General features: G+C 59.2%; 16 protein-coding genes. 11 read left to right on the top strand and 5 right to left on the bottom strand.

Annotated elements, in window-relative coordinates; all coding sequences use genetic code 11:
* The gene (locus Thiosp_RS17415) at positions 1-804 is read right to left on the bottom strand and encodes a Mu transposase domain-containing protein (RefSeq protein ID WP_323696577.1); all 804 of its coding nucleotides are present in this window, start codon (positions 802-804) and stop codon (positions 1-3) included.
* A 212-nt stretch (positions 805-1,016) separates the two neighbouring features.
* On the opposite strand from Thiosp_RS17415, the gene Thiosp_RS17410 reads away from it, so the two are divergent.
* The 4 genes from Thiosp_RS17410 (at position 1,017) to Thiosp_RS17395 (ending at position 4,794) form a co-directional block, all read left to right on the top strand.
* Positions 1,017-1,586, top strand: a complete 570-nt coding sequence (locus tag Thiosp_RS17410) for a hypothetical protein (protein WP_323696484.1) — start codon at positions 1,017-1,019, stop codon at positions 1,584-1,586.
* Between the two features lie 93 nt (positions 1,587-1,679).
* Positions 1,680-3,137 (top strand): DDE-type integrase/transposase/recombinase, encoded by a 1,458-nt coding sequence (locus Thiosp_RS17405; RefSeq protein WP_323696576.1) that lies wholly within the window; start codon positions 1,680-1,682, stop codon positions 3,135-3,137.
* The gene (locus tag Thiosp_RS17400; protein ID WP_323696456.1) at positions 3,134-3,985 is read left to right on the top strand and encodes an ExeA family protein; all 852 of its coding nucleotides are present in this window, start codon (positions 3,134-3,136) and stop codon (positions 3,983-3,985) included. Before Thiosp_RS17405 ends, Thiosp_RS17400 begins: the two co-directional genes overlap by 4 nt.
* A complete protein-coding gene (locus Thiosp_RS17395) occupies positions 3,985-4,794 on the top strand; it encodes a DNA-primase RepB domain-containing protein (protein WP_323696455.1) in 810 nt (269 codons plus the stop codon). Before Thiosp_RS17400 ends, Thiosp_RS17395 begins: the two co-directional genes overlap by 1 nt.
* A gap of 39 nt (positions 4,795-4,833) precedes the next feature.
* On the opposite strand, the gene istA is transcribed toward Thiosp_RS17395, so the two are convergent.
* Together istA and Thiosp_RS17385 are read right to left on the bottom strand one after the other, a co-directional pair.
* Complete coding sequence (gene istA / locus Thiosp_RS17390; RefSeq protein ID WP_323696575.1) at positions 4,834-5,580, bottom strand: IS21 family transposase; 747 nt, start codon at positions 5,578-5,580, stop codon at positions 4,834-4,836.
* 17 nt (positions 5,581-5,597) lie between these two features.
* Positions 5,598-6,137 carry a hypothetical protein gene (locus tag Thiosp_RS17385; protein WP_201062934.1) on the bottom strand — a complete coding sequence of 180 codons (540 nt, stop codon included), beginning with the start codon at positions 6,135-6,137 and terminating at the stop codon, positions 5,598-5,600.
* Between the two features lie 287 nt (positions 6,138-6,424).
* On the opposite strand from Thiosp_RS17385, the gene Thiosp_RS17380 reads away from it, so the two are divergent.
* Complete coding sequence (locus Thiosp_RS17380; RefSeq protein ID WP_201068379.1) at positions 6,425-7,552, top strand: sensor histidine kinase; 1,128 nt, start codon at positions 6,425-6,427, stop codon at positions 7,550-7,552.
* Positions 7,549-8,172 carry a response regulator transcription factor gene (locus Thiosp_RS17375; RefSeq protein WP_242518834.1) on the top strand — a complete coding sequence of 208 codons (624 nt, stop codon included), beginning with the start codon at positions 7,549-7,551 and terminating at the stop codon, positions 8,170-8,172. The genes Thiosp_RS17380 and Thiosp_RS17375 overlap by 4 nt, the downstream gene beginning before the upstream one ends.
* Before the next feature lie 54 nt (positions 8,173-8,226).
* Here the strand turns inward: Thiosp_RS17375 and Thiosp_RS17370 are convergent, their stop codons facing one another.
* Together Thiosp_RS17370 and Thiosp_RS17365 are read right to left on the bottom strand one after the other, a co-directional pair.
* Complete coding sequence (locus tag Thiosp_RS17370; RefSeq protein WP_201068378.1) at positions 8,227-9,261, bottom strand: HlyD family secretion protein; 1,035 nt, start codon at positions 9,259-9,261, stop codon at positions 8,227-8,229.
* 3 nt (positions 9,262-9,264) lie between these two features.
* Positions 9,265-9,690 carry a DUF3302 domain-containing protein gene (locus Thiosp_RS17365; protein WP_201068377.1) on the bottom strand — a complete coding sequence of 142 codons (426 nt, stop codon included), beginning with the start codon at positions 9,688-9,690 and terminating at the stop codon, positions 9,265-9,267.
* A gap of 359 nt (positions 9,691-10,049) precedes the next feature.
* Between Thiosp_RS17365 and Thiosp_RS17360 the strand changes: the two genes are divergently transcribed.
* From Thiosp_RS17360 to Thiosp_RS24795, 5 genes are all read left to right on the top strand, one after another.
* Positions 10,050-11,894: a sulfatase-like hydrolase/transferase gene (locus Thiosp_RS17360; RefSeq protein ID WP_201068376.1), complete on the top strand. Its 1,845-nt coding sequence runs from the start codon at positions 10,050-10,052 to the stop codon at positions 11,892-11,894.
* Positions 11,895-12,016: 122 nt separating this feature from the next.
* A complete protein-coding gene (locus Thiosp_RS17355) occupies positions 12,017-12,334 on the top strand; it encodes a hypothetical protein (RefSeq protein ID WP_201068375.1) in 318 nt (105 codons plus the stop codon).
* Between the two features lie 391 nt (positions 12,335-12,725).
* Positions 12,726-15,644: a hypothetical protein gene (locus tag Thiosp_RS17350; protein ID WP_323696574.1), complete on the top strand. Its 2,919-nt coding sequence runs from the start codon at positions 12,726-12,728 to the stop codon at positions 15,642-15,644.
* A gap of 307 nt (positions 15,645-15,951) precedes the next feature.
* Positions 15,952-19,260, top strand: a complete 3,309-nt coding sequence (locus Thiosp_RS17345) for a PGAP1-like alpha/beta domain-containing protein (protein WP_201068372.1) — start codon at positions 15,952-15,954, stop codon at positions 19,258-19,260.
* Between the two features lie 369 nt (positions 19,261-19,629).
* The gene (locus Thiosp_RS24795; protein ID WP_201068371.1) at positions 19,630-21,315 is read left to right on the top strand and encodes an InlB B-repeat-containing protein; all 1,686 of its coding nucleotides are present in this window, start codon (positions 19,630-19,632) and stop codon (positions 21,313-21,315) included.
* The last annotated feature ends 270 nt before the right edge of the window (positions 21,316-21,585 follow it).

Genomic DNA, 21,585 nt, shown 5'->3' with positions numbered 1-21,585 from the left:
TCAGTCCTCCCGTGGCGGTTCATCATGCAACTGGTCGTAATCCCCCAGCGCCGGGGTGCGCACCACCACCTCGCGCACCCGCGCATCCGCCGGCAGGGTGACCGGAATCGGCGGCGGCTGTCCGCGCGCCTCGCGGCGGCGCTCCAGCGCCAGGCGCACCGCATTGGGATGCGGCACCTCGCGCGCCAGCGCCTCCTCGATTGCCGCTGTCAGCTCCGCCGCCCCATAGGAATCGAGCAGGCGCAGCAAAGCCGCCGTCATGCTGCCCAAGGGCTCCCCGCGTTCAGCGGCCTGGGTCAGCAGGGTCTGACTGATCGGTACCGCCTGGATCAACCGATCCTGCCCCCGGTGCTGACGCGCGGCGCGCTTGCGCGCCACCAGCTCGGCCACATGCGCCGGGTCCTCCACCTGCGCCCCGGCATCGAAGGAGCGCGCATGAGTGGCGATCACCGCGGCCCCATCGAGCACCCGCACCTGCCCGAGCGACGCCACCACCGTGAGCGTGCGGCGCACATGAGTGTGGGGAATGGAATAGTCGTTGCGGTCAAAGCGCACATAGGGCGTCTTCCCGACCGACACCGCCACCTGCTCTTCGGTAGGAAAGGGAACCGGCGGCAAGGCCAGCAGATGCGGGCGTTCTTGTTCAAAAACCGCGCGCACTGACTGCGCGCGGTCCTCCGGGCACGGCCGATCCGCCGCCTGGCCCTGACACCAGGTATCAGCCTGGGCATTCAAATCCGCCAGATCACTGAAGGTGCGCGCAGCAAAGAAACTGTCGCGAATGTAGCGAATCGCCCGCTCCACGCGGCCTTTTTCATTCCCTCGCGCCACCGCGACCGGACGTGGCTCGAAGCGATAATGACCGGCCAGTGAGCCTGAGCAGACTATTTGCGGGAATCGGCCGCGATTCTGAGCAAATTCAGTGAGGGAAAACAAAAAACCCCCTCAAACAACTTGACGCAAGTTGCCCGAGAGGGCTGTCTCCGAATTTCGCCAAAAACCAGGAGACAGTCCCAGTGTGTCACGCCTTTCTTGCCGACACGAACTTTTACCACCTGCTCACCCGGATCGACGAGTCGATTGCCGAGGAAGTCCGCGCGGGCGGCTGTGACTGCGGTGGTGCGTTGCACAGCGCCCGTTATCCGCGTAAGCCCCGAGGTGTTGTGCGTGGCGTCTTGGATGAGAGCTACCAGAGCCGTCTGAGTTTCTGCTGTGCCGCGGACGGGTGCCGGCGGCGCAGCACCCCGCCTTCCGTTCGGTTTCTGGGCCGCAAGGTCTATCTCGGGGTCATCGTCGTGCTGATTTCCGCCCTGCATTGCGGGCTGAGCGCATCGCGTCGCCAGCGCTTGATCAAGACGCTCGGTGTCACCGTCCAAACCCTGCGGCGGTGGCAGCACTGGTGGCGTGAGCAGTTTGTGCAAACCCGCTGCTTTCGATCCTTGGCTGGTCTGTTGATGCCGCCGATCGCCACCGAGCACCTGCCAGGATCCCTGCTGGAAAAATTGAGCGCAAAAGCGTTGTCCGAGCGCGTCGTGCAACTGCTGATATTGATCGCCCCGAGCACGACAGCGACAGGCTCGCTGTAGGGCAACGCCAACCCGCAGAAGACCTCATCGCGCCGCTGGGCGGCGCCTTCTAGACTCCCGGTGATGTGTGAAACAACTGGGAGGTGAAGACGAATGTCCGATGACAACGGCCTCGGTGATCCCGATGGTTGGGCGCGGTTGCGCTTTGCCATTATTGGTCCTTTATTGGCTGATCCTGCGCCGGCGAACGCGCTGGGCGCGCGGCTGAAGGCGCTAGCGGCCAAGTCATGGCGTCATCCGGTGACTGGGCGGGCGGTCAGTTTTAGCTTTGGGACCTTGGAGCGCTGGTATTACCTCGCACGCGATGCCCAAGACCCGGTGACCGCACTGCGCCCGCGCCGGCGCAGCGATGCCGGGGAGCAGCGCGCGCTGAGTCCGCGCCTGATGGATGCGGTGCAAGCCCAGTACCGCGACTACCCCGGTTGGACGGTGCAGCTGCATTACGACAACCTCGCCGCCTTGTGCGCGGGCGATCAGACCCTGGGGCCGCTGCCCTCCTATGCCACCGTGCGCCGCTTCATGAAGCGCGCGGGCTTGCACCGCCGGCGTGTCCCGGCGCGCAAGACGCCGGGCGCTGAACAGGCCGCGCGGCGCCTGGAGGCCTGCGAGGTGCGCAGCTATGAAGCCCAGTATGTCCATGCCTTGTGGCATCTGGACTTTCATCATGGCTCGCGCAAAGTCCTCACCCGGGGTGGCGTCTGGGTCAAGCCCCTGCTGCTGGCGGTCATTGACGATCACTCCCGCCTGATCTGCCATCTGCAGTGGTACCTCGATGAGACCACCGAGACCTTGGTCCATGGCCTGGGGCAGGCGTTGCACAAGCGCGGGCTGCCGCGCGCCTTGATGAGCGATAACGGCGCGGCAATGCAGGCCGAGGAGTTCACCGCCGGATTGCACGCCCTGGGCATCCTCCATGAGCCGACCCTGCCGTACAGCCCGTATCAGAACGCCAAGCAGGAGCGCTTCTGGGCCACGCTGGAAGGCCGCCTGATGGCGATGCTCAAGGACATCGCGGAGCTGAGTCTGCCTCAGCTCAACACCCTCACTCAGGCGTGGGTGGAGCAGGAGTACCACCGCAAGGTCCACAGTGAGACCGCCGCCACGCCGCTTGCGCGTCTTCTCGATGCGCCCAACGTGGGGCGCCCCTGTCCGGACAGCGAGCAGGTCCGCGGCGCTTTTCGTTGTCGCGTCCAACGCCGTCAGCGCCGCAGCGATGGGACGCTCAGCCTGGCGGGCAAGCGCTTCGAGGTGCCGGCGCGCTTGCGTCACCTTGAGCAACTGCATATCGCTTATGCCCGCTGGGATCTGAGTGCTGTGGACGTGGTTGATCCCCACTCGGGCGCCATCCTCTGCCGCCTCTATCCCCTCGATAAAGCCGCCAATGCCTCCGGGCAGCGTCGGCGCCTTGAGCCCGCCGGCGCACCGCCACCGCCATCACAACGCGCCACGACGCTGCCACCGTTGCTGCGCGACTTGCTCGCCGAGTATGCCGCCACCGGTCTGCCGCCGGCCTATCTGCCAAAACACGATGACCTGGAATCCAGTCGATGAACAAGACCCTGCTGGCCCTCTATGGACTGAAGTTCAATCCGTTCTCCCCGGAGCTGCCGACGGCGGCACTGCATCGCAGCGCGCCGGTGGAGCAGTTTTGCTGGCGCATCGAGCAGAGCCTGATCCGCGAAGGCGGTTTTGCGCTCATTCAAGGTGATCCGGGTACCGGCAAGAGTGCGGTACTGCGCCTGCTCGATGAGCGTCTGCGCCAGCTGCCCGATATCAGCGTTGGGGCGCTCACGCATCCCAGCTCGAAGGTGGCGGACTTCTACCGCGAGATGGGCGATCTGTTCGCCGTTGACCTCAAGCCCCATAACCGCTGGGGTGGCTTCAAGATCCTGCGCGAGCGCTGGCTGGCGCATCTGGAGACGACGCTGTTGCGCCCGGTGTTGCTCATCGACGAGGCGCAGGAGATGCATCCGACGGTGCTCAATGAGCTGCGTCTGCTGACCTCCATGCAGTTCGATTCGCGCACGTTGTTGAGCGTGATCCTGGCCGGCGATGGCCGCCTGGCGACCAAGCTGCGCCGTGAGGAGTTGCTGCCGCTGGGCAGTCGTATCCGTACGCGCCTGAGTATGGAGTATGCCAGTCGCGAGGCGCTGGTCGCCTGCCTGGAGCATTTACAACACAGTGCCGGCAATGCGAGTCTGATGAGCGCAGGGCTGATGAAGACGCTCGCTGAGCATGCGTTGGGCAATTATCGCGTGCTCACGACCATGGCGGCAGAATTGCTGGCGCAGGCTGCTCGGCTCGAACGCGCGCAGCTCGATGAACAACTCTACCTTGAGGTGTTTGGTTCAGCGGCGGGCAACGCCCGCCAACGCCCGAGTGCCAGGGCGGGCGCCTGATGAGCCGCTTGAGCGCTGAGCGCCCGCACCAGGCCATGACAGCGGCAAGACACACCGCCGTGATGCTTGAGGCATGGCACGACGCTGGCATCGTGCGTGCCGATTTGGCGGTGCGCACCGCCAAGGCGACGATGCTGTGGTTCCATGATCGCTCTTTGGATCAGCTTCCGTTGGGGCTGGCCAGAGCGCGCAATGTCCAACAGGCCGATATTTATATCCGTCCAGCCCGCGGCTATCCCTGGCCAATGGTGTTTCTCGATGATGTCGCACGGCCGATGGCGCAGCGCATCGCTCGGCACTATGCGGCCCTGGTGGTGCAGACTTCGACGCTCGGGGGCTGCCACCTGTGGCTACGGCTGACCCGCGCGCTCGATGAGGCGCAGCGCTGTGATGTGCAGCGTTGGCTGATCCCGCGCGTTGGCGCCGATCCGGGCTCGGTCTCCGGTGAGCACCTCGGTCGGCTCGCCGGGATGAAGAATGCCAAGCGTGGCGGGGAGTGGGTCAATGTCCTTCGGCGACCAAGCCCGCAGGAGCGCGTCTGGGATCCAACTCCGGCCTTGCCAACGATGGCTCCGGCTCCGCCGCCGGTCGTCAACTGCGCTCCACGGGCGCGCTTATCCACCGGTGATCCGTCCGAATCTGCCCGCGAATGGGGCTGGGTCTGCGGCGCTCTTGAGGCCGGCCTTGCACCGACCACGGTCTACCAACGCTTGCTCGAGCGCGCGTCCCCGCGTCGCGGAGCCGATGCCGAGCGCTATGCCCGCTACACCCTCGCTCGCGCCATTCGCCAGAGCGCTAGAGGCAACTGAACCCGCTGCGTCTCTCCCCCCTCAGGGGGGGAGCGTGGTTCACGATTCCGGCTTCCCGCTGTCGGCCAGTAACGGCCCCCGTGATCCCACACGCATTCCATGTCCTTCAAATGGCTTGGAAATGGGTCCCGCAATTATCGTGATTACGCTCACCAGTTCCAACAGCGTTGGATGAAAGCGTATTGCCTCGCCCTGGCGCTCAAGCACCGCGCTTTTGAGGTTGTCATACAGCAGCACCCGCGGCACGCCGCCCCAGGCCGCGAAGGCGCCGACATGCCCGCGCAGGAAGTTGGCCATCTGGGCATCGAGAAAGAAGCGCAGAAACACCGCCCGCGAGAAGCTCAGCACCATCACAAAGGCCATCAGGGTGCGGGTGGCCCGGCCAATGGTGAGCTTGCCAAAGTGGCCCCAGTCGACTTGGGCCTGTTCACCGGGCAGGGTCTTTAAGCGCAGAAAGGCCTCGGGCTGCGGGCGTGGGCGCACATGGGCAATCAAATGGCGGAAATGATCCGGCCCGCCGCGATAGCCGCGCTCGCGCACCATGGCATAGAGCCGGCTGGCGGTGAGACGCGGATAGGTCTTGAGCGTCTCCACGACAAAGGGCAGATAGGGGTCGATGAGCGAGGGACGCGCGGCGCGCTCGACTTTGGGCAGTCCGGACTGGGACAGCACCCGATCGACGGTGGCGTGATGCACGCCGAGCTGCTGGGCGATGGTGCCGACGCGCCAGTGCTCAGCAAGGAAGTAGCGCAGGATCTTGGCTTCGAGCTCGGAAGGGATGGTCATGATGGCTCCTGTTGGCTTCAGGGGTCGCGGCCAGCAACGCCTGACTGCGGGCGGCGGAGAAAACCTTGGCGCAGAAGAGGCGAGCACTCACACCCGCAGCGATGACAGGGCACCTCGGGGACCTGGGCATCATCGGCAACCGCCGCGGGATTGAGAACGGCGACCGGCTCTGCCACGGCAATCGGCGTGGGGGTGTTCTCACAGGAGCATTGATCGGATGGGCGCGGGGGTGAACCCTGATGCGTCACTTTTTCGCGCTGGCGACGGCGGTAGCGCGCTTGGCGGGCGGCATGGGTATGGCGCCCGCGACGGCTGGATTGGTAGCGTCGGGCGGCGGCACGCTGGGCGTCGTGCCGGGCACGTTGTGCGCAGGTGGGGCCGCAATAGCGGTTGCCGCGATCACAGCGACTGCAGAGTACGACCTGCTGACGGCAACGGGCACAGAGGAACAGACGGGCACTGAGGCATGGGGCGCAATGGGCGCACATCGGCGGCTCCCGCCGATGAGGGTGGATGTATTCTCCCGCCAGGCCGATACTGCCGGCGGGCCGTGCCATGCACGGTTGGGGGCGCGGTCGCGGAGAGACTGTGGTGGTCGAAGCCGCGGTCGCGCCTGTCTCAACGGCCCCAAGCCTCTACCTGCTTTTTCCGCGGTTGTCACCCCCGACGAGGGCGATGACGCGACCCTCCCGCAACACCAAGCCGCCGCGCGCGGGCGCTGCGCCGAGGAGCGCACACCGTCCAGTCGCCCTCCGGGCTCCTTCCCGGTGTGCGCTCCTCGGCCCCTGGATCTGCCTTTCCACACCAACCTGAGACTGGGGTTTGTCACCAGCCTCGTTGGCGGTTGACTGCGCTATTCACCGGCTATAAGCGCTTTTTGAGCGCCATCTACACTCGGCTGCTGAACGGCGCGGACCCGGCCTCCATCGGTATTCAGCCGCCCTTGCCGTCCCAGTGCGTCGCGGATTGGCGCTGGTTGCGCCGCTGGGACATCGACCCCAAACGCCTACCTCAGAACTGCGAGCTACGTTTTCGCGAGCTGAGCTTCTGGGAACAGTATCACCGCCAGGTTCTCCTGGTGCTGGCCGTGGTGCTTGCGCAAACGGCCCTGATTCTGTCACTCCTGGTGCAGCGTCGGCGGCTACGCAACACCCAACAGGTGTTGTCCGAGGAGTGCGACCGGCGCGCCGAGACCGAGGCCTTTGTGGCACGCTTGCGTGCTCGGCTAGACCGGTTTAAAAAGGAACGCGGTCTGGGCGTGATGGCTGCGACCATCGCGCACGAAATCAATCAGCCGCTGATCGCCATCCAGAATTATGCCCAGGCCGCCAAGCGTCGGTTGCAGGGCGATGCGCCTGACACGGCAAAGCTTGTTGAGCTGTTCGCCAAAATCGATAAGCAGTCGCAGCGCGCCGGTGCCATCACGCAACGGGTGCGATCCCTGGTCAGCAATGATGCCCCACGCTTGCACCCGGTTGCCCTTGAGCCGCTGATCGACGCGGTCCTTAACCTGTTGGAAGCGGAACTGACGCGCCAGCGCTGTGAGATTCGCCGTGATCGGAGCGCCGAGCAGGTCAAGGTCATGGCCGACCCACTCCAGGTGCAGCTGGTGCTAGTCAATCTGTTGCAAAATGCCATGCAAAGCCTCGCCGCCGGTGCCTATGACGATTGCTCGATCCTGATCGAGGTGCGACCGGTCGAGGAATCCGCCGCCGAATCTGCGCCCGAATCCACCCCCGAATCCACCAAGCAACCAAGAATCCAGATCAGCGTGATCGACCAAGGCGGCGGCGTGGCGCCCGAGCGTGCCGAGGAGATGTTCGAGCACTTTTCCTCCGGCCGGAGCGGCGGCATGGGGCTGGGGCTGCCGGTCTCGCGTGCGATCATCGAGGCCCATGGCGGACAGCTTTGGCACGAGCCGAATCCGGACGGTGGCGCCATCTTTCGCTTTACCTTGGGAGCCGCCCGATGATGACGCAAGCCAACGAGCAATGGGTCTTCGTCGTCGATGACGATGCCGATGTGCGCGATTCCATCGCCGAGCTGTTGGACTCGGTCGGCCTGCGCGCCGAGTGCCATGCCTCCGCGCGCGCCTTTCTCGACGCCTTCGATACCGAGCGCTCGGGCTGTCTGGTGCTGGACGTGCGTATGGCTGGCATGAGCGGGCTGGAACTGCAGCAACGGCTGATCGACAAGGGCGTGGGCATCCCCGTGATCTTGCTCACCGGGCACGGCGATGTGCCTATGGCGGTGGAGGCGATGAAAGCCGGCGCGCTCGACTTTTTGCAAAAGCCCTATCGCGACCAAGCCCTCTTGGACGCGATCAATCGCGCTTTGAACCTAGATGCCGCCGCCCGCTGCACCAATGCTGACTGGGATCGCGTCACCCAATGCACCGAAACCCTCACCGAGCGCGAGAAGGACGTGCTTGAGCGCGTCCGCGCCGGCAAGACCAGCAAGGATATCGCCAATGAACTCGACATCAGCCCGCGCACCGCGGAGGTCCATCGGCGCAATCTCCTGCGCAAGTTCAAAGTTAGCTCAACACCCGAGTTGCTGGGGCTCTATAGCGCGACGGGTGAGCGTGAATGAATCATGGATCAGGATTTGATCGCCACGCTTAGGCGGCGATTCGCCGGTAACGGATCAGAACGGATTGAAAATGTAGTTGAGCAGGCTCTCGGACTGGATCTCGATCATGCGCAATACCTGCACGAGATCGATCGCCTTGCTGGTGAAAATGGCCGCCAGTCCGCTGGCGCCAAATTCCAGCGGCGTCTGGCTGAAATCGCCCTCCGGAACAAGCTTGACGAAGAAGGTTCTGCTTGTTCCCACCTGCTGCTCCGAGGGCAGCGGGCCCGTTGCTCTGAGCTGGGCGCGACCCGTAGCCCAAGCCACTGAGTCCACCTTGGCCTTGAAAATACGCCCTGGATACATGCTCAGCGCAAAATGGGTCTTGTCTCCGGGGCGAATCCACTGCACCGAGCGCTGATCGACGCTGGCAATCAGAAAGACGTCCTCGGTGCTGACGAAGTTGGCCACCGGCGTCTTAAGCCGAATAAAGCTCCCAGGGCGCAGCACCAGATCGACCAGATAGCCATCGGTCGGCGCGACGATGGTCGCATGTTCAAGGTTATATTGCGCCTGCTCCACCTCGGCCTGCAGGGTCGCCTGCTTACTCAGGATGCCCGCAACCTGCGCCTTGAGCCCCTCGACACGATCCCGGCGGATGGGCAGCTCCTGGGCCGCCATCATCTTCTGTGGTACCAGTTTGACTGCGTCCTCGAGCTTACGCTCAGCCTCCGCCAGCTCGGCCTCGACCGATTTCTGCTCCTGGGTCGCGCTGGCTAAGTCGCCGGTCGCCTCGGTCAGCTTGTTCTGCCACGGGGTCGCGTCCATGCTGAAGATGGGCGCGCCCTTGGCAACGGGGACATTCGGCTTGGCGTGGACCTCGGTCACCAGGCCGCCGAATTCCGGGGCAAGCTGAATCACATAGCGCTCGACCACCAGTTCTTTCGAGTAAGGCGTGGTCTGGCCGAGGACGACGATCTCAGTGAGGGCCGCGCCCGCATAGAGGCCAAAAACGACGAAGCTCCAGAACAGGTTGAACCGCAGCAGGTGGAAGCGGAAGAAAACCAGCCAGACGAGGCAGAAATAGGCGGTAGTGACCAGTATTTCCATGCGCTATGCCTGCATTTCCGTGTTGGCGGGCCGCTCGGCTTGTGCGGGCGCGGGTGACCAATCGGCTTGCGGCGCCGAGTCCGAGGCGAGTTCTGGTTCCAATTGTGGCTGCGGTGCCGACTCCTGTGTCGGTTTAGGATCAGGCGCGGGCTCAGGTTCGGATGTGCCGGAGCTGCCGTGATCGACCAGTTCCACCGGCAGGGTGAAGGGTTTCAGGTAGGCCCATACCAGCGCGGCCATCCACAGCGGAAAGATCAGTAGCCCAAGCAGGGACAGAATCTCAATGGCCTCCACCTGCGCGCTGCCTCGCTTCTTGGCGATCTTGCCGGGCATGGTGTGCACGAAGATGATAAACAAAATGATCAGGATGATGCAGGTCAAAATGAGACCTACTGAGACAGCCATCAGCATTTGGGGGTTGTCGGCCACGGAAAACTCTCAGGTTTGTCAGGTTGCGCTGGCGGCGATCCGCAATAAGAGAGCGAGCGCCGCGCGCATTTTGCGCCCAATGTTCCCCATTGGCAATCTGGGCATGACGTTTGTACCGATAATCTTGCTCGCCGATCAAGGTCATATGCTCATCCCGTTGCGCGCCATCAAACCCGCTGCCTGGAACTTTTTAATAAAAGCCCGAGCGCGAGTCATGTTGTCGTATTCAGGTCGCTCCAGGTTCGGGTTACTTACGCAGCCTAAGTCGCCTCACGTATAGGCATTGACGCCAAGATCCCCTAGAGTCTGGGCGGTACCTTCAATGACTCGACCTTTCAACGACCCAAAAGGTAGCGCTTATGACGAATGACCCATACCGCAATGGCGGGCCGATGCCCGCGCAAGCAGGGGCTTTGGCCCATCGCTGGACGGCCCGACTTGCCGTCGCCCTGTCTCTGAGTTTCGCACTGCCCTATGCGGCGGTTGCTCAGGATGCTGGCAAGGACGGCAGCGCCGGAGCCAACCCGCGCGGCTCAACCACAGGCCCAACCTCAGCCAAGGGGTATGACTTTCCAGGGCATTTCATTCATCTCAAGGCCGAGAAGCCGGCCGACAACATGTATCCGGTCATCGCCCATCCGGAGCAAGAGAAAGCCGCGCGCGAGAAGCTCGCCGAATTGGAGAAGAAAACCGGCAAGAAGCCCAATGTGCTGATCTTCCTGCTCGACGACGTGGGCTGGATGGATCCCGGCTTCAACGGCGGTGGCGTGGCCGTCGGTAATGCCACGCCCAACATGGACGAGCTGGCCCAAGACGGACTGCTGCTGACCTCGGCCTATTCGACCCCGTCCTGTTCGCCGAGTCGTGCGACCATTCACACCGGTCAGAATCCGCTGCATCACGGCATCCTGCGCCCGCCGATGTATGGCGAGCCGGGTGGCCTTGACGGTGCCATCACCTTGCCCAAGCTGCTCAAGAAGCACGGCTATGTCACCCAGGGCGTTGGCAAGTGGCACATGGGTGAGAACAAGGGCTCGTTGCCACAGAATGTCGGCTATGACGACTATGTCGGCTTTCTGGGCGTGTCGGATATGTACACTGAGTGGCGCGATCTCTATTTTAACCCCGAGGTCGCTCTCTCGCCGGCGCGCTTCAAGATGATGCAGGAGGATGGCTTTGACCACCACGAGGTCCATTGCACCGCCGATGACACCGAGCAATGCAAGGACGGCAAGCTGATCGACCTCGACTACATCAAAGACCTCGACACCCACTGGAAGGACGTCAGCCTGGCGTTCCTCGACAAAATGAAGGACAGCGACGAGCCGTTCTTCCTCTATCACGCCACCCGTGGTTGCCATTTCGACAACTATCCGCCCGATGAATACCTGGGCAAATCGGCCGCGCATACCGTCTATAGTGATTGCATCGTGCAGATGGATGATATCTTCGGGGCCTTGGTCGACAAGCTTGAAGAAACCGGCCAGCTTGAGAACACCTTGATCCTGCTCACCTCCGACAATGGGCCGGAATGTGAGATCCCGCCGCATGGTCGCACCCCATTCCGCGGCTGCAAGGGGTCGAGCTGGGAAGGCGGTGTGCGCGTGCCGACCTTTGCCTACTGGAAAGGCATGATTCCGTCACGACGCTCCGATGGCCTGTTCGATTTTGCCGACATTCTGCCCACGGTGATGTCGATGACCGGTGTCTCCGGGGCGGACTTGGCCGCCGAGTTCTCCAAGGACACCTATATCGACGGTGTCGATCAGCTGTCCTTCCTGCTCGCCGATGATGGTCTCTCCAGCCGTCGCAGCCGTCCCTACACCATCAATCAGTACTTCGGCGCCATGCGGATCGATGAGTTCAAATATGTCTGGACCGGAGAGCTTCAGGATGCGGTGGTGCAGAAAGGCGACATTGGCGGCTTTAGCGGTTCGCTGTTCACCGAGAGCGGTGGCACGATTACGTTCAATCTCTACACCAATCCACAGGAGGACGCCAGTGTTGGTGTTCGCCATATCCCGATGATGGTTCCGGTGATGGGCGCGGCGGGCGAGTACATGGCCGAGCTGATGAAGTATCCGCCCCAGTTCAAGATCGGCTTTGTCAGCAATAACCCGCCGATGTATGACGTGGCGCCGCAAGAGAAGAAGTTGATCCAAAAAATGCTCGAGGAGCGCGGTGTGGGACGTTCACCCCACTGATCCCGTTCATTGGACCCGTGCCCCGGCGCATGGCGCCGGGGCAAATCTAGGTTTTTGCTGCAGGGAACCCCTGAGCATGAACCCAGGAGCATGAACCCGAAGCATTGACAATAAGGAGTCAATTGCGCCACCCGGTTCGCATCGCGGTCGCGACCAAACCGGGCTTCGGCAAGGCGGTCAAGCTGGCCGCTTCTCTCCAGTTCGGCGTCAGGCTCAAGGTCGGTCAGGAAGACGCGGGCCAGATCGGTGCGCTCGCGCGGGTGCTTGAGGCCTACCTGCACAAGCGAGTCTTCGCGCAGCCGGTGAAGTTGATGGCGCCGAGTGTGCTGACTGTGCCTTTTTCAGCGTCTGCCACGGCTACTTCAAATGGCCCAGGCGCGTTAGCGGCCCTTACCCTAGCAACTCGCGGAATTGACGGCGCTGGAGTTTCATCCCAGTGATGGAGCAGTGCAATCCCGAGCAATTTTGCTGAAAGAGCAAGCACGATTAGAGTCCGTTCGGTGGCGTAATAATGCCGATAATTACAGTCGACAATAGGCCGCTTGGGGGTTGCCGAGCGCTGATCGGGGTCAAGTTATACGAAAAACGCATGCTTGTAGCTGAAATGCCCGCCAATTCCTTCTAAAAAAGCTATATTTCCCAGTATTTCGTCAAATTGCGTGTTCTTTTGCCCTAATTGAAAATTTTTTCTTGACCCGAGGTGCATTCCCGCGTTTTCCTGAGTCAAAGGGAGTCCAAGTCAAGCTCATCGCTGCCGAGACTGAAGTGACGGTAGCCAGCCCTCTACTCTACCCCCCTCTACTCTACCCTTTGTCTCCTTGGAGAGCACAAATGATGGTAAACAAAGTTTTTGTTTTTGGCGCAAAAAAATGCACGAGTTGCATGAAATTTATCGCTTTTTCCTTAGTCGGCTTGTCGCTTTCGCCGCTGACCACCTTCGCGGATGAAACCATTTATCTTGATGCTTCTTCCGGCGCAGTGACCATCGCTGGTGGCGCGACCGATGGTTTAACACGCTATCTCGATTTCGGTGGGGAAGACATCTACACCATCCCTGCAGACCTGGCCGGCGAGGCGGAGGTGGTCGACAATCAAGCCAGCACCATCATATTGCCAGCGGGCTTGTCGATCGCAGACACACAGTTTAGTTCAGATGGTGTGTATTTGAGAGCAAATGGGCAAGGAGTGACATTACTCGGTCAACCCGCCGCATTCGATTTCGTCTTTGCGGGCAACGCCGATGACCCCAGCTTAGGCGTTCTCCGCACTTTCGCCAAGACGGCAGAGCTTTTCGGCGCCACGATCCCCGCTGCTGGGGCATCACCCGTTAATGGAACCGTTTCAGGTACCATCAATGCCGATGGCAATATTCAAGCAGCGACCGCCGGGCTTACTCCTTACGCGATCGACGCAAGTAATGTCGATGTTTTTCTGCCTGGACCAGAGATCTCCGATGAGTCCTATCAGCTCCAACGCTCCTATCAACCCTATGGGGATACTTCACCATACGACCTTGAGACTGCTGTATTGCGCGCGGGAGAAGCTTCCGTTCGGCTCACCCAGATGAAAATAGATGGGGAAAATTATTGGGTTGACTATCGTATGGCACTTGACGGGGGCAACATCATCCTCGTCTCGGAAATGGGTCTCCCCCCCGCACCTGAAAGCTTCCCCTATGTCGGAGACTTTTCTGCTCTAGGATATGATTTTTTCTTAGCCAGCGCAGACATTTTTGGCCCCCCAGCAAGAATCAGAATCTTTGATGTCGCGATTGACTACGTTCTTTATGACCTTGATTTTACCTTAGTAGATAACGTGTTTGTCCTGACAGATTCTACCGCAAAAGGGTACTTGAACGTAATGACAATGCCGGATAACGGTTTCATTGTCTTTGCCGGAGAGACCAATGAAGCGACCCTGGATGGCTCTGCAAGCTATTCCCTCAACCTCCCCAACACCCCATTTCAGAGTCCCATAGCGATGCAGTGGGACGGCGCGGATGGCGAGCACAGTATCCGTATGGAATACGACTATGGCAGCCGTATCCAGACCATGGTCGCTACAGATGGAATCCTTCTCGGCGAGTATCTGCCCTTTTATGTGCCACAGTTTGTATCCTTCAGCGCGTCGGCCCCAACAGCGGAAGCTCTATCGGCGCCAAACGTTCGGAGCAAGGATGTCACCGTTGAAGAGAAACTGGATCAGTGCATCAAGAACGACACAGTGGTCTTCGTTGGACTCAAAGCCGATCCGCAACTATCGGATGCAGTGGTTGATGCCGCTTTAACTATGGCTAGTTCTTTGAAGCTTTCCAATTCAACATTAGACAAAATCAAAGACACTATTGGCGACAGTAAAGATCTCATTTTGGAGGTGATGGCGAATGGAAAAGTGGACAGTACGACGCTCGGAGTCTTTGTCTCGACGACAATCATGAAAAATGCGACAACGCAAGAGCAAAAGCAGATTGTTGAACAAATCTGGGGTAACAATGTCCCTAATGATGTTGCCACACTCGCGAAATCAGCTGGGGCTGCGGAAACAAATGCCAAACTTGCTATGCAGGCATTGGCAGAGGGTATCGCAAGCAAAGTGTTCCCCGCTTATACAGCAGCAGTAAAATTAGTGATAAAAACTGCAGATTATGCCAAAGATGCTCTTGGTAACGACGCTTTTCGACAACTTTATGATCTTTATGCTGAAACTGGTGATTGGTCGGTTGCTGACCCGCTATCAGCTTTGGGGACTAACAAATTTGCAGATTCAACGATCCGAGAAATCCTTAGGTCACAGAAAAAACCTTCCGAAGACAAAGATGTTGAGCGTTATCTCAAGGATAAAATTGAGAGTCTATATGCTCGCAAGTCTGAGCTTCCTGAGGAGAGGGCAAAACTCAATCTATACAAAGACGATTATCTCGAGCTTGCAGTAGAGTTGACAGATGGTTTGAAGAGCAAGTTTTTTGTTGAAAAAAACCCATCTACCTGCGATATGTTTCACGAGTATTTGAATGTTCGCTCGCGTGTTGAGCTCAATTTGAAAAACTCGCTGAGAAACTGTGAAAGCTTCTCCTTAACAGAAAGTGATATCCGGAGTAAGGCTGAAGTTCTAGCGCGATACTGGATAAGATCGGGTAAAGCTAGTCGAGCACAATATCAGGCGGAAAAGCTGAGCTGGCTCCAGGCCAATAATTGCCTAAACTTTGAGGACGACAGTGAGACTCCCCCGATAACGGAACATGGAGTCTGGGCACTTGCAGACAAAATCGTATATAGTGATCCGGATGTTGATATTCATGAATGCTTTCAGAAATCCGTAGCAATATCCGATGGCAGTTATAGCCTGACTAACTCGGTTTCCGGAGAACTCTGCAACTGGAAATTCTCGGAAAGTATTACTTTTACGGGATCATGGACCTCACCACCACCAACTTTAGTTCCTGGGCAAAGTTATTCTGCCAGTATGGATATATCAAGATCAAATCACCTTGAGCAATTTGGGGCATCTGATTTCATAGATATGCAAATGGATAACTATGAGATGGGTTGTGGGTCCGCAACGGCTTCAAAGATTGATATCAATACGGTTGAAGTCGGATGGCGTGCATCTGACCCCTCGACTGATTCATGGTCTGGTAGTTTTGAAGCCCCTGGTTTCGGGTATGCAGGATCAGGTGAAACGAAAAAGTTTCAAATTCTAGCAGGAGGATATTACGGCTGTGTTCGCTATATCTATGAGTGGCAAGAGTAGGTTTCTCAGATATTGCAACTAGGTCGCGCGTAAATGGCGTTATTGTCTTTATGATGGCTCTGACCAAGACTAATGGTCGGAGTCTCAGAAAAAGGGAAAAGGGAAAGAACCAGCTTAGCTGCCTAACCTTAACAACCACCGGCTGGAAGCCGGTGGGGTAAAGTAACCGGTTCCTAGCAGTAGGACTTGGTTTATTGCACCAACCGGCTCAAAGTGCGGGGCATTCACCAAGCGATGGACTCTAGTTCAGCCCCTCGACACCAGTAATCAGAGTTTCTTTTTTACGACAAAAGCAGGTGTGAGAAACATGAAATCTAGCGTCTTTTTGATTGCGCTGATCGGCTTGTCGCTTTCACCGCTGACCACCTTCGCGGATGAAACCATTTATCTTGATGCTTCTTCCGGCGCAGTGACCATCGCTGGTGGCGCGACCGATGGTTTAACACGCTATCTCGATTTCGGTGGGGAAGACATCTACACCATCCCTGCAGACCTGGCCGGCGAGGCGGAGGTGGTCGACAATCAAGCCAGCACCATCATATTGCCAGCGGGCTTGTCGATCGCAGACACACAGTTTAGTTCAGATGGTGTGTATTTGAGAGCAAATGGGCAAGGAGTGACATTACTCGGTCAACCCGCCGCATTCGATTTCGTCTTTGCGGGCAACGCCGATGACCCCAGCTTAGGCGTTCTCCGCACTTTCGCCAAGACGGCAGAGCTTTTCGGCGCCACGATCCCCGCTGCCGGGGCATCACCCGTTAATGGAACCGTTTCAGGTACCATCAATACCGATGGGGAGATCACCTCCGTTTCCGATGATGGTGGCTATGTGGCTGGCACGCCGGCACCGACCTCGGTTAGTACCCTGAGCGCTGAAGTGAACGTCGCCCCCGGCAGCGCCGTGGCGGTGAATCTTGGCGATGGCACGCGCGTGGATCTGCCCGCTACCAATGCAGAATTCGTCACCAAGGTTGAGCGTACAAGCAACACCTTGCCCTCTGGCGACTACTTTCCCAGTGGGAGCAACATGCTGGTCTCTGGCGCAATGCGCACGGTGGAATTCTCCGGTAGTGGCGATGCGAGCGCGTTGAAACCGGTTATTACTATCCCCCGGGACGAAATCGGCACTCTGGACCCCGAGACCGTCTTCGTGCTGCGTCAGGCAACGACCATGGTCGGAGGGGAATGGGTGGATGGTCACTTCAGTGTGCTGGACGCTGACTTTGACGCTGCTGGCAACCTGCACTTCGTCGATCCAATGGTGCCGGACAGCCTTGAGTCCGTCCTGATCAATCCCGGTGACGACGATGGCACCACCCCCCCTGGGCCTGCCTTACTCTATGCAGCTGGCGCCTCCAATGGCACGTACTGGATCGGTAACGTGAAGTACTCAGTGATGAGTTTTGAGCAGTCACTCAACTGGTCCGAGTCGCCGGAACTGGTGCGCATGATACCTGACGCTACGCTCGCTGATCACGGCTACCGGCGCGAGGCTTCGGAGAGCGACTTGAGGATATTGCGGCGACAGCCGATCTGCAATGTTGTGCTACTCGTACATGGGCACAATGAAGATGAGAAGAGTGGCTTTGTGGATGGGACCGAACCGGCACCCTGGAGGGTGGGTTACAAACGCCGAGTGTGGGATCTGCTTTACAAGACCTTCGGTAGCGGTGGCTGCACTGCTTATTACGAATTTATTTACCCGAGCTATCGGCCGATTTTCTCCCCGGTGCCCGACAAGTCCTTTACTTATCATAAGACGCTCGGTGAGTCCCTCGGAGAATTGTTTAATAGAGAACTGCGCGAAAACTCTCAACTCGCAGCCATGCTGGCCAGCGATATACCGTTCAACCTGACGATTGTTGCGCACTCCATGGGCGGGCTAGTCGCTCGTGCTGGCCTGCGCCACATGTCAGATGCCGTGCTTGATCACTTCCAGCGCTTGGTGACCTGGGGCTCGCCGCACCACGGCGCCGGGCTTCCGAGCCTGCTTTATGCGATGCGTGCCGGGCATGACCTCATCTGGATGGGTTCGCGCATTCCATTACACAATATCGGTCAGTGGGATTCCTACGGCAAGGAACTGGATGGTATTGCTATTGACACCCCCGGACAGCGCGACTTGCGCTGGTCTGCAGGGCACAAGTCCATGATGGCGCTCGGTTCGGTCATGCAAGAAAACACGACGACCGGGTTTGAGAAGTCGGAAATCGAACTACCGAATGGCAGCCTGTTCTACAGCACCAACCTGCAGTTGTTCAACGAAGGCGCAGGCTGGCAGCAGGGCAAGACAGACGGGAAGTTTACATTCTTCTACGGCGTCACATCCAAGAAAGCGGTTCCAGAAGAGAATAGTACTTTATCAGATTGGTTGTGGAACCAGGCACCAACGTTAAGCTTTGGACTTTCCACGCCAATCGAGCAAGGAGCCTATCTAAACAGCATAGCCATGCAATCGACATACACGCAGAGCGATGGTGCTGTCCCTGCTTGGAGTGCGCAGGGTGCCGGGCTGTATGAGCCTTCTGGGATCAAGCGCGTTAACGTCGGTGATGTTGACCACGAAGAATTCTATGGCGCCGAGCCGGCGCAACGGACTGAAGAGACGATTCAGATCGGTGAGTCAGTGGCACGTTCGACGCTGATCGAGGCCGGCTTCATGGACTGCCCTAGACTCTCGGCCGGTGTTGACTTTTCCTCGGGGAATCTTGAAGTCAGTGGCAACCTCGACTACCCAGCGCTGAAGTTGGCAAATGGGGGAGACGGTTGGATAGGCGCCCGCGTTTCGAGCCTGGAACTGCGTAAGGATCGCGCCGATGGCGAGGCGGTGAATGGCTTGGTCAGTCAAATCAGCGACGAAAGCGACAACGGCAGTGTGCTGCTTACCGGTCCTGCTACGGCAGTCAGTAATATTACCACAGCCTACTTGGTGGCTGTGCTGCGCGATGGCTCTGAGGTCGTCTCGTCGCCGCTCACTGGGTTTCAGGGTAGCACTGACGGTGAGCGTTTCACTTTCAGTCAGGATTATCGATATAGCGGTTCGTCCGGTTGGCCCGACGGGCCGCTTGTCAACGACGAGCTGTTTGTCAGCCTGGAAGGAGACCTGCGCGTAAACATCAGCTACGATGGTGAACCATTGCGCAAAGTACAAATCAAAGAGCCCGTGTTTAGCGTGGATGAGAATCGGTCCCCGATACGACCTACTTTGGTGTGGGAGCTGAGTATTCCGTGGTCGGACGCATCAAGCATTGACGTAAGTATCAGCGGTAACCTATCAATCCGCCCGAGCTTGGACTCCGGCACCACAGAACGCGACGGGCTGACGCTTGACTGGGGGCTTTCATCCAGTGGCCCCCCCAACTGGCGTCTGTCGCCCACTGAAGAATTCGACGACCCGGACAGCTGCGATCATTATGGCGAGCAAGATCAGCTGACCATCAGTGAAGATGGCTCTGCAAGTCTGTCGGTTACGGTGAGTGATTTGGCAACCGCCTGCGACCTGGTGCTGCAATCCACAGTCGCGCCCTATGATTCGTATGTGGAGGCTTGGGGCGGCTACCACCAGTACGTCCCCGTCTATCCGGAAATTATTATCCGTATTACCGGGTACAACTGAGCGGCAGCTAAACCTCGTCTGGAGTGACACGCGTGATTATAAGGTGGGGGCGACAGTCTCGAAAAAAAACTACGTTTCTTGCGGTTATTTTTCTGACTCGGAGTTTTCGGCATGTTCCAACCAATCGCTCTGAATTTGTTGCACTGTTCGCGCGCTCGGCTAACCCAATGGTTGAGCGTGCCCACGGCTGTTCCACCTGCCTTGATCCTCGCGGTGTTTGCCGCTGGCGCGCTCACAAGCCTGCCCGGCTTCGGGCAATCAGCTGAGCAGTTGGCGCCGCCACCAGCGCCCCCCATGCGTTCCGGGCCTGCACCGAAGACGTCACAGTCCTCAGCCGTCCGATCAGGCGCCGCAGCCGTCGCGGGCCAAGTGGAATGGGTGTGGCATAAAACTGCTGACGGCGCGCATCCTGATGGCGAAGAACAGACTTACGTCTGGCTGATGAATCGGGCTCGGCAAGATCCAAGCGCCGAGGGGGATTTTCTGGCAAACAGCGGCGACAGTTCAGTCGAATCTGCCATTGACTACTTTAATGTCGACCTGTTGATGATGCAGGCGGAGTTCGACGCCATCGCTGCCAAGCCCCCAGCCGCCTTCGACCGGCGTCTGTATGAAGCCGCCAAGGCGCACTCAGACGACCTGATTGCCAGAGACGCACAAGACCATGTGGGGCAATTCGAGCGCGTCGCTGATGCTGGTTTTACCTACCGTAATGTTGGAGGAAACGTGTTTTCGTACGCCAAGCACGCCCTTCATGGCCACGCCGGTTGGAATATTGATTGGGGCTATGGCGGCACCGGAGGCATGCAAAGTCAGCGTGGTCATCGGGTCAACTTAATGTCGACGGAGGCAAATCTCGCCAACGTTGGTATCGCAGCCGTACCGGAGGCCAATCCAGCCACGACCGTCGGCCATTGGGTGGTTACCGGTAACTACGCCGAGGCTGGCGATTGGGTTCCAGATCATTACAATCGCTTCCTGGTTGGCACCGTCTGGGAGGATCTCGACGAAGACGGCGCTTACGACAGCGGAGAAGGCTTGGCGAATGTAACGGTCACGCCGGATCAGGGCCCTTTCTATGCCGTCACGGCTGCCGGGGGTGGTTACGCAATCCCAGTTGATGCAGGAAGCTACTCCGTCAGCTTTGCAGGCGGTGACCTGCCGAATGCGGCAACGCGCGAGGTCGTGGTCAATGCAGATAGTGTATTACTCGATCTGCTCTACGCAGCATCGCAGGTAAACGACAGCGATGGCGACGGATATGACGACAACCAGGACAATTGCCCACAGATCGCCAATCCGGATCAGGCCGACAGCGACGGTGATGGTCTCGGCGATGCGTGCGATTTAGTCGCTTACACCCTGAGCGTGTCGAGCGTTTCTGGATCTGGCCGGATTAGCAGTGACCCGGCAGGCATTGACTGCCCTGGTACTTGCGATTTCGACTATGCGGAGGGAACCGTCATCACTTTGACCGCATTTCCTGATCAGGGCGCGACCTTCGCAGGCTGGAGCGGTGCCTGCTTCGACAGCGTCACCACCTGTACGCTGACATTGGACAGCGCCAAGACGGTGGGCGCCACCTTCGTCATTGATAGCGATCCACCCCAGCCGCCCCCGAGCATCAACGGCACCGTTTATCTTTCGGAGGGCGACCAAAGCATCGACATCCCTGCCGACCCGGGGGAATCCTTAACTTACCTCGATTTCGGCGGCGCCGAGACCTACCGTATTCCAACCAGCCTGACCGCGCCAATCACCATTGTTGACCGTCAAGACAGTCTGATTGTGTTTTCCGCCGGTACCCGTATCGACAGCGTTCGCTTCGCTGCTGACGGGATCGAATTCATGATCAATGGGCGGGCGCTCAAGCTCCTAGGCCAGCCGTCCCGTTTTAGCTTCGATTTCGCCGGCGTTAACCTCGATCTGTTCCAACTCGCTGCGCGTTTCGGTACCCAGATCCCTCTCTCCGGCGCCCTGCCGGTGAGCGGCACGCCTGACTGCGTCATTACAGCCGAAGGTGAGTTGGACTGCGCAGCTGCGGGCGGTCGTTGACCCCTCCCAAGTGCCGGCGCAGACAACTGCTGCGCCGGTCTAGTCCAATTTAGCGCAGCGTCGTAGAAGTCAGCGCGCAGGCTTAGCAGCATCAGATCAGATCTGGCTCGGACTCCGAACGGGGCCGCCGGTGTGGGGACAGGGCTGGCTAGATTCACGCCCTGAGTGGGGATTCCGGGTTTCATCGAATGGATGCACTGTCGGTGCCAATCGTCTACACTGTTGAGGTAGACGTGCTCTTTGTGGCACTCGGCTACTCCCCCCGATTGC

The sequence above is a fragment of the Thiorhodovibrio litoralis genome (assembly GCF_033954455.1).
GTDB lineage: Bacteria > Pseudomonadota > Gammaproteobacteria > Chromatiales > Chromatiaceae > Thiorhodovibrio > Thiorhodovibrio litoralis.
The sequence above is the reverse complement of the archived record's forward strand: the minus strand, read 5'-3'. Positions and strand labels throughout refer to the sequence as shown.

What these genes read in the sequence shown, in the direction of transcription:
- Thiosp_RS17385 (WP_201062934.1), bottom strand. Translation starts at nt 6,137, where the DNA reads ATGGCACGGCCCGCCGGCAGTATCGGCCTGGCGGGAGAATACATCCAC.
- Thiosp_RS17400 (WP_323696456.1), top strand. Translation starts at nt 3,134, where the DNA reads ATGAACAAGACCCTGCTGGCCCTCTATGGACTGAAGTTCAATCCGTTC.
- Thiosp_RS17405 (WP_323696576.1), top strand. Translation starts at nt 1,680, where the DNA reads ATGTCCGATGACAACGGCCTCGGTGATCCCGATGGTTGGGCGCGGTTG.
- Thiosp_RS17345 (WP_201068372.1), top strand. Translation starts at nt 15,952, where the DNA reads ATGAAATCTAGCGTCTTTTTGATTGCGCTGATCGGCTTGTCGCTTTCA.
- Thiosp_RS17395 (WP_323696455.1), top strand. Translation starts at nt 3,985, where the DNA reads ATGAGCCGCTTGAGCGCTGAGCGCCCGCACCAGGCCATGACAGCGGCA.
- Thiosp_RS17375 (WP_242518834.1), top strand. Translation starts at nt 7,549, where the DNA reads ATGATGACGCAAGCCAACGAGCAATGGGTCTTCGTCGTCGATGACGAT.
- Thiosp_RS17360 (WP_201068376.1), top strand. Translation starts at nt 10,050, where the DNA reads ATGACGAATGACCCATACCGCAATGGCGGGCCGATGCCCGCGCAAGCA.
- Thiosp_RS17350 (WP_323696574.1), top strand. Translation starts at nt 12,726, where the DNA reads ATGATGGTAAACAAAGTTTTTGTTTTTGGCGCAAAAAAATGCACGAGT.
- Thiosp_RS17370 (WP_201068378.1), bottom strand. Translation starts at nt 9,261, where the DNA reads ATGGAAATACTGGTCACTACCGCCTATTTCTGCCTCGTCTGGCTGGTT.
- istA (WP_323696575.1), bottom strand. Translation starts at nt 5,580, where the DNA reads ATGACCATCCCTTCCGAGCTCGAAGCCAAGATCCTGCGCTACTTCCTT.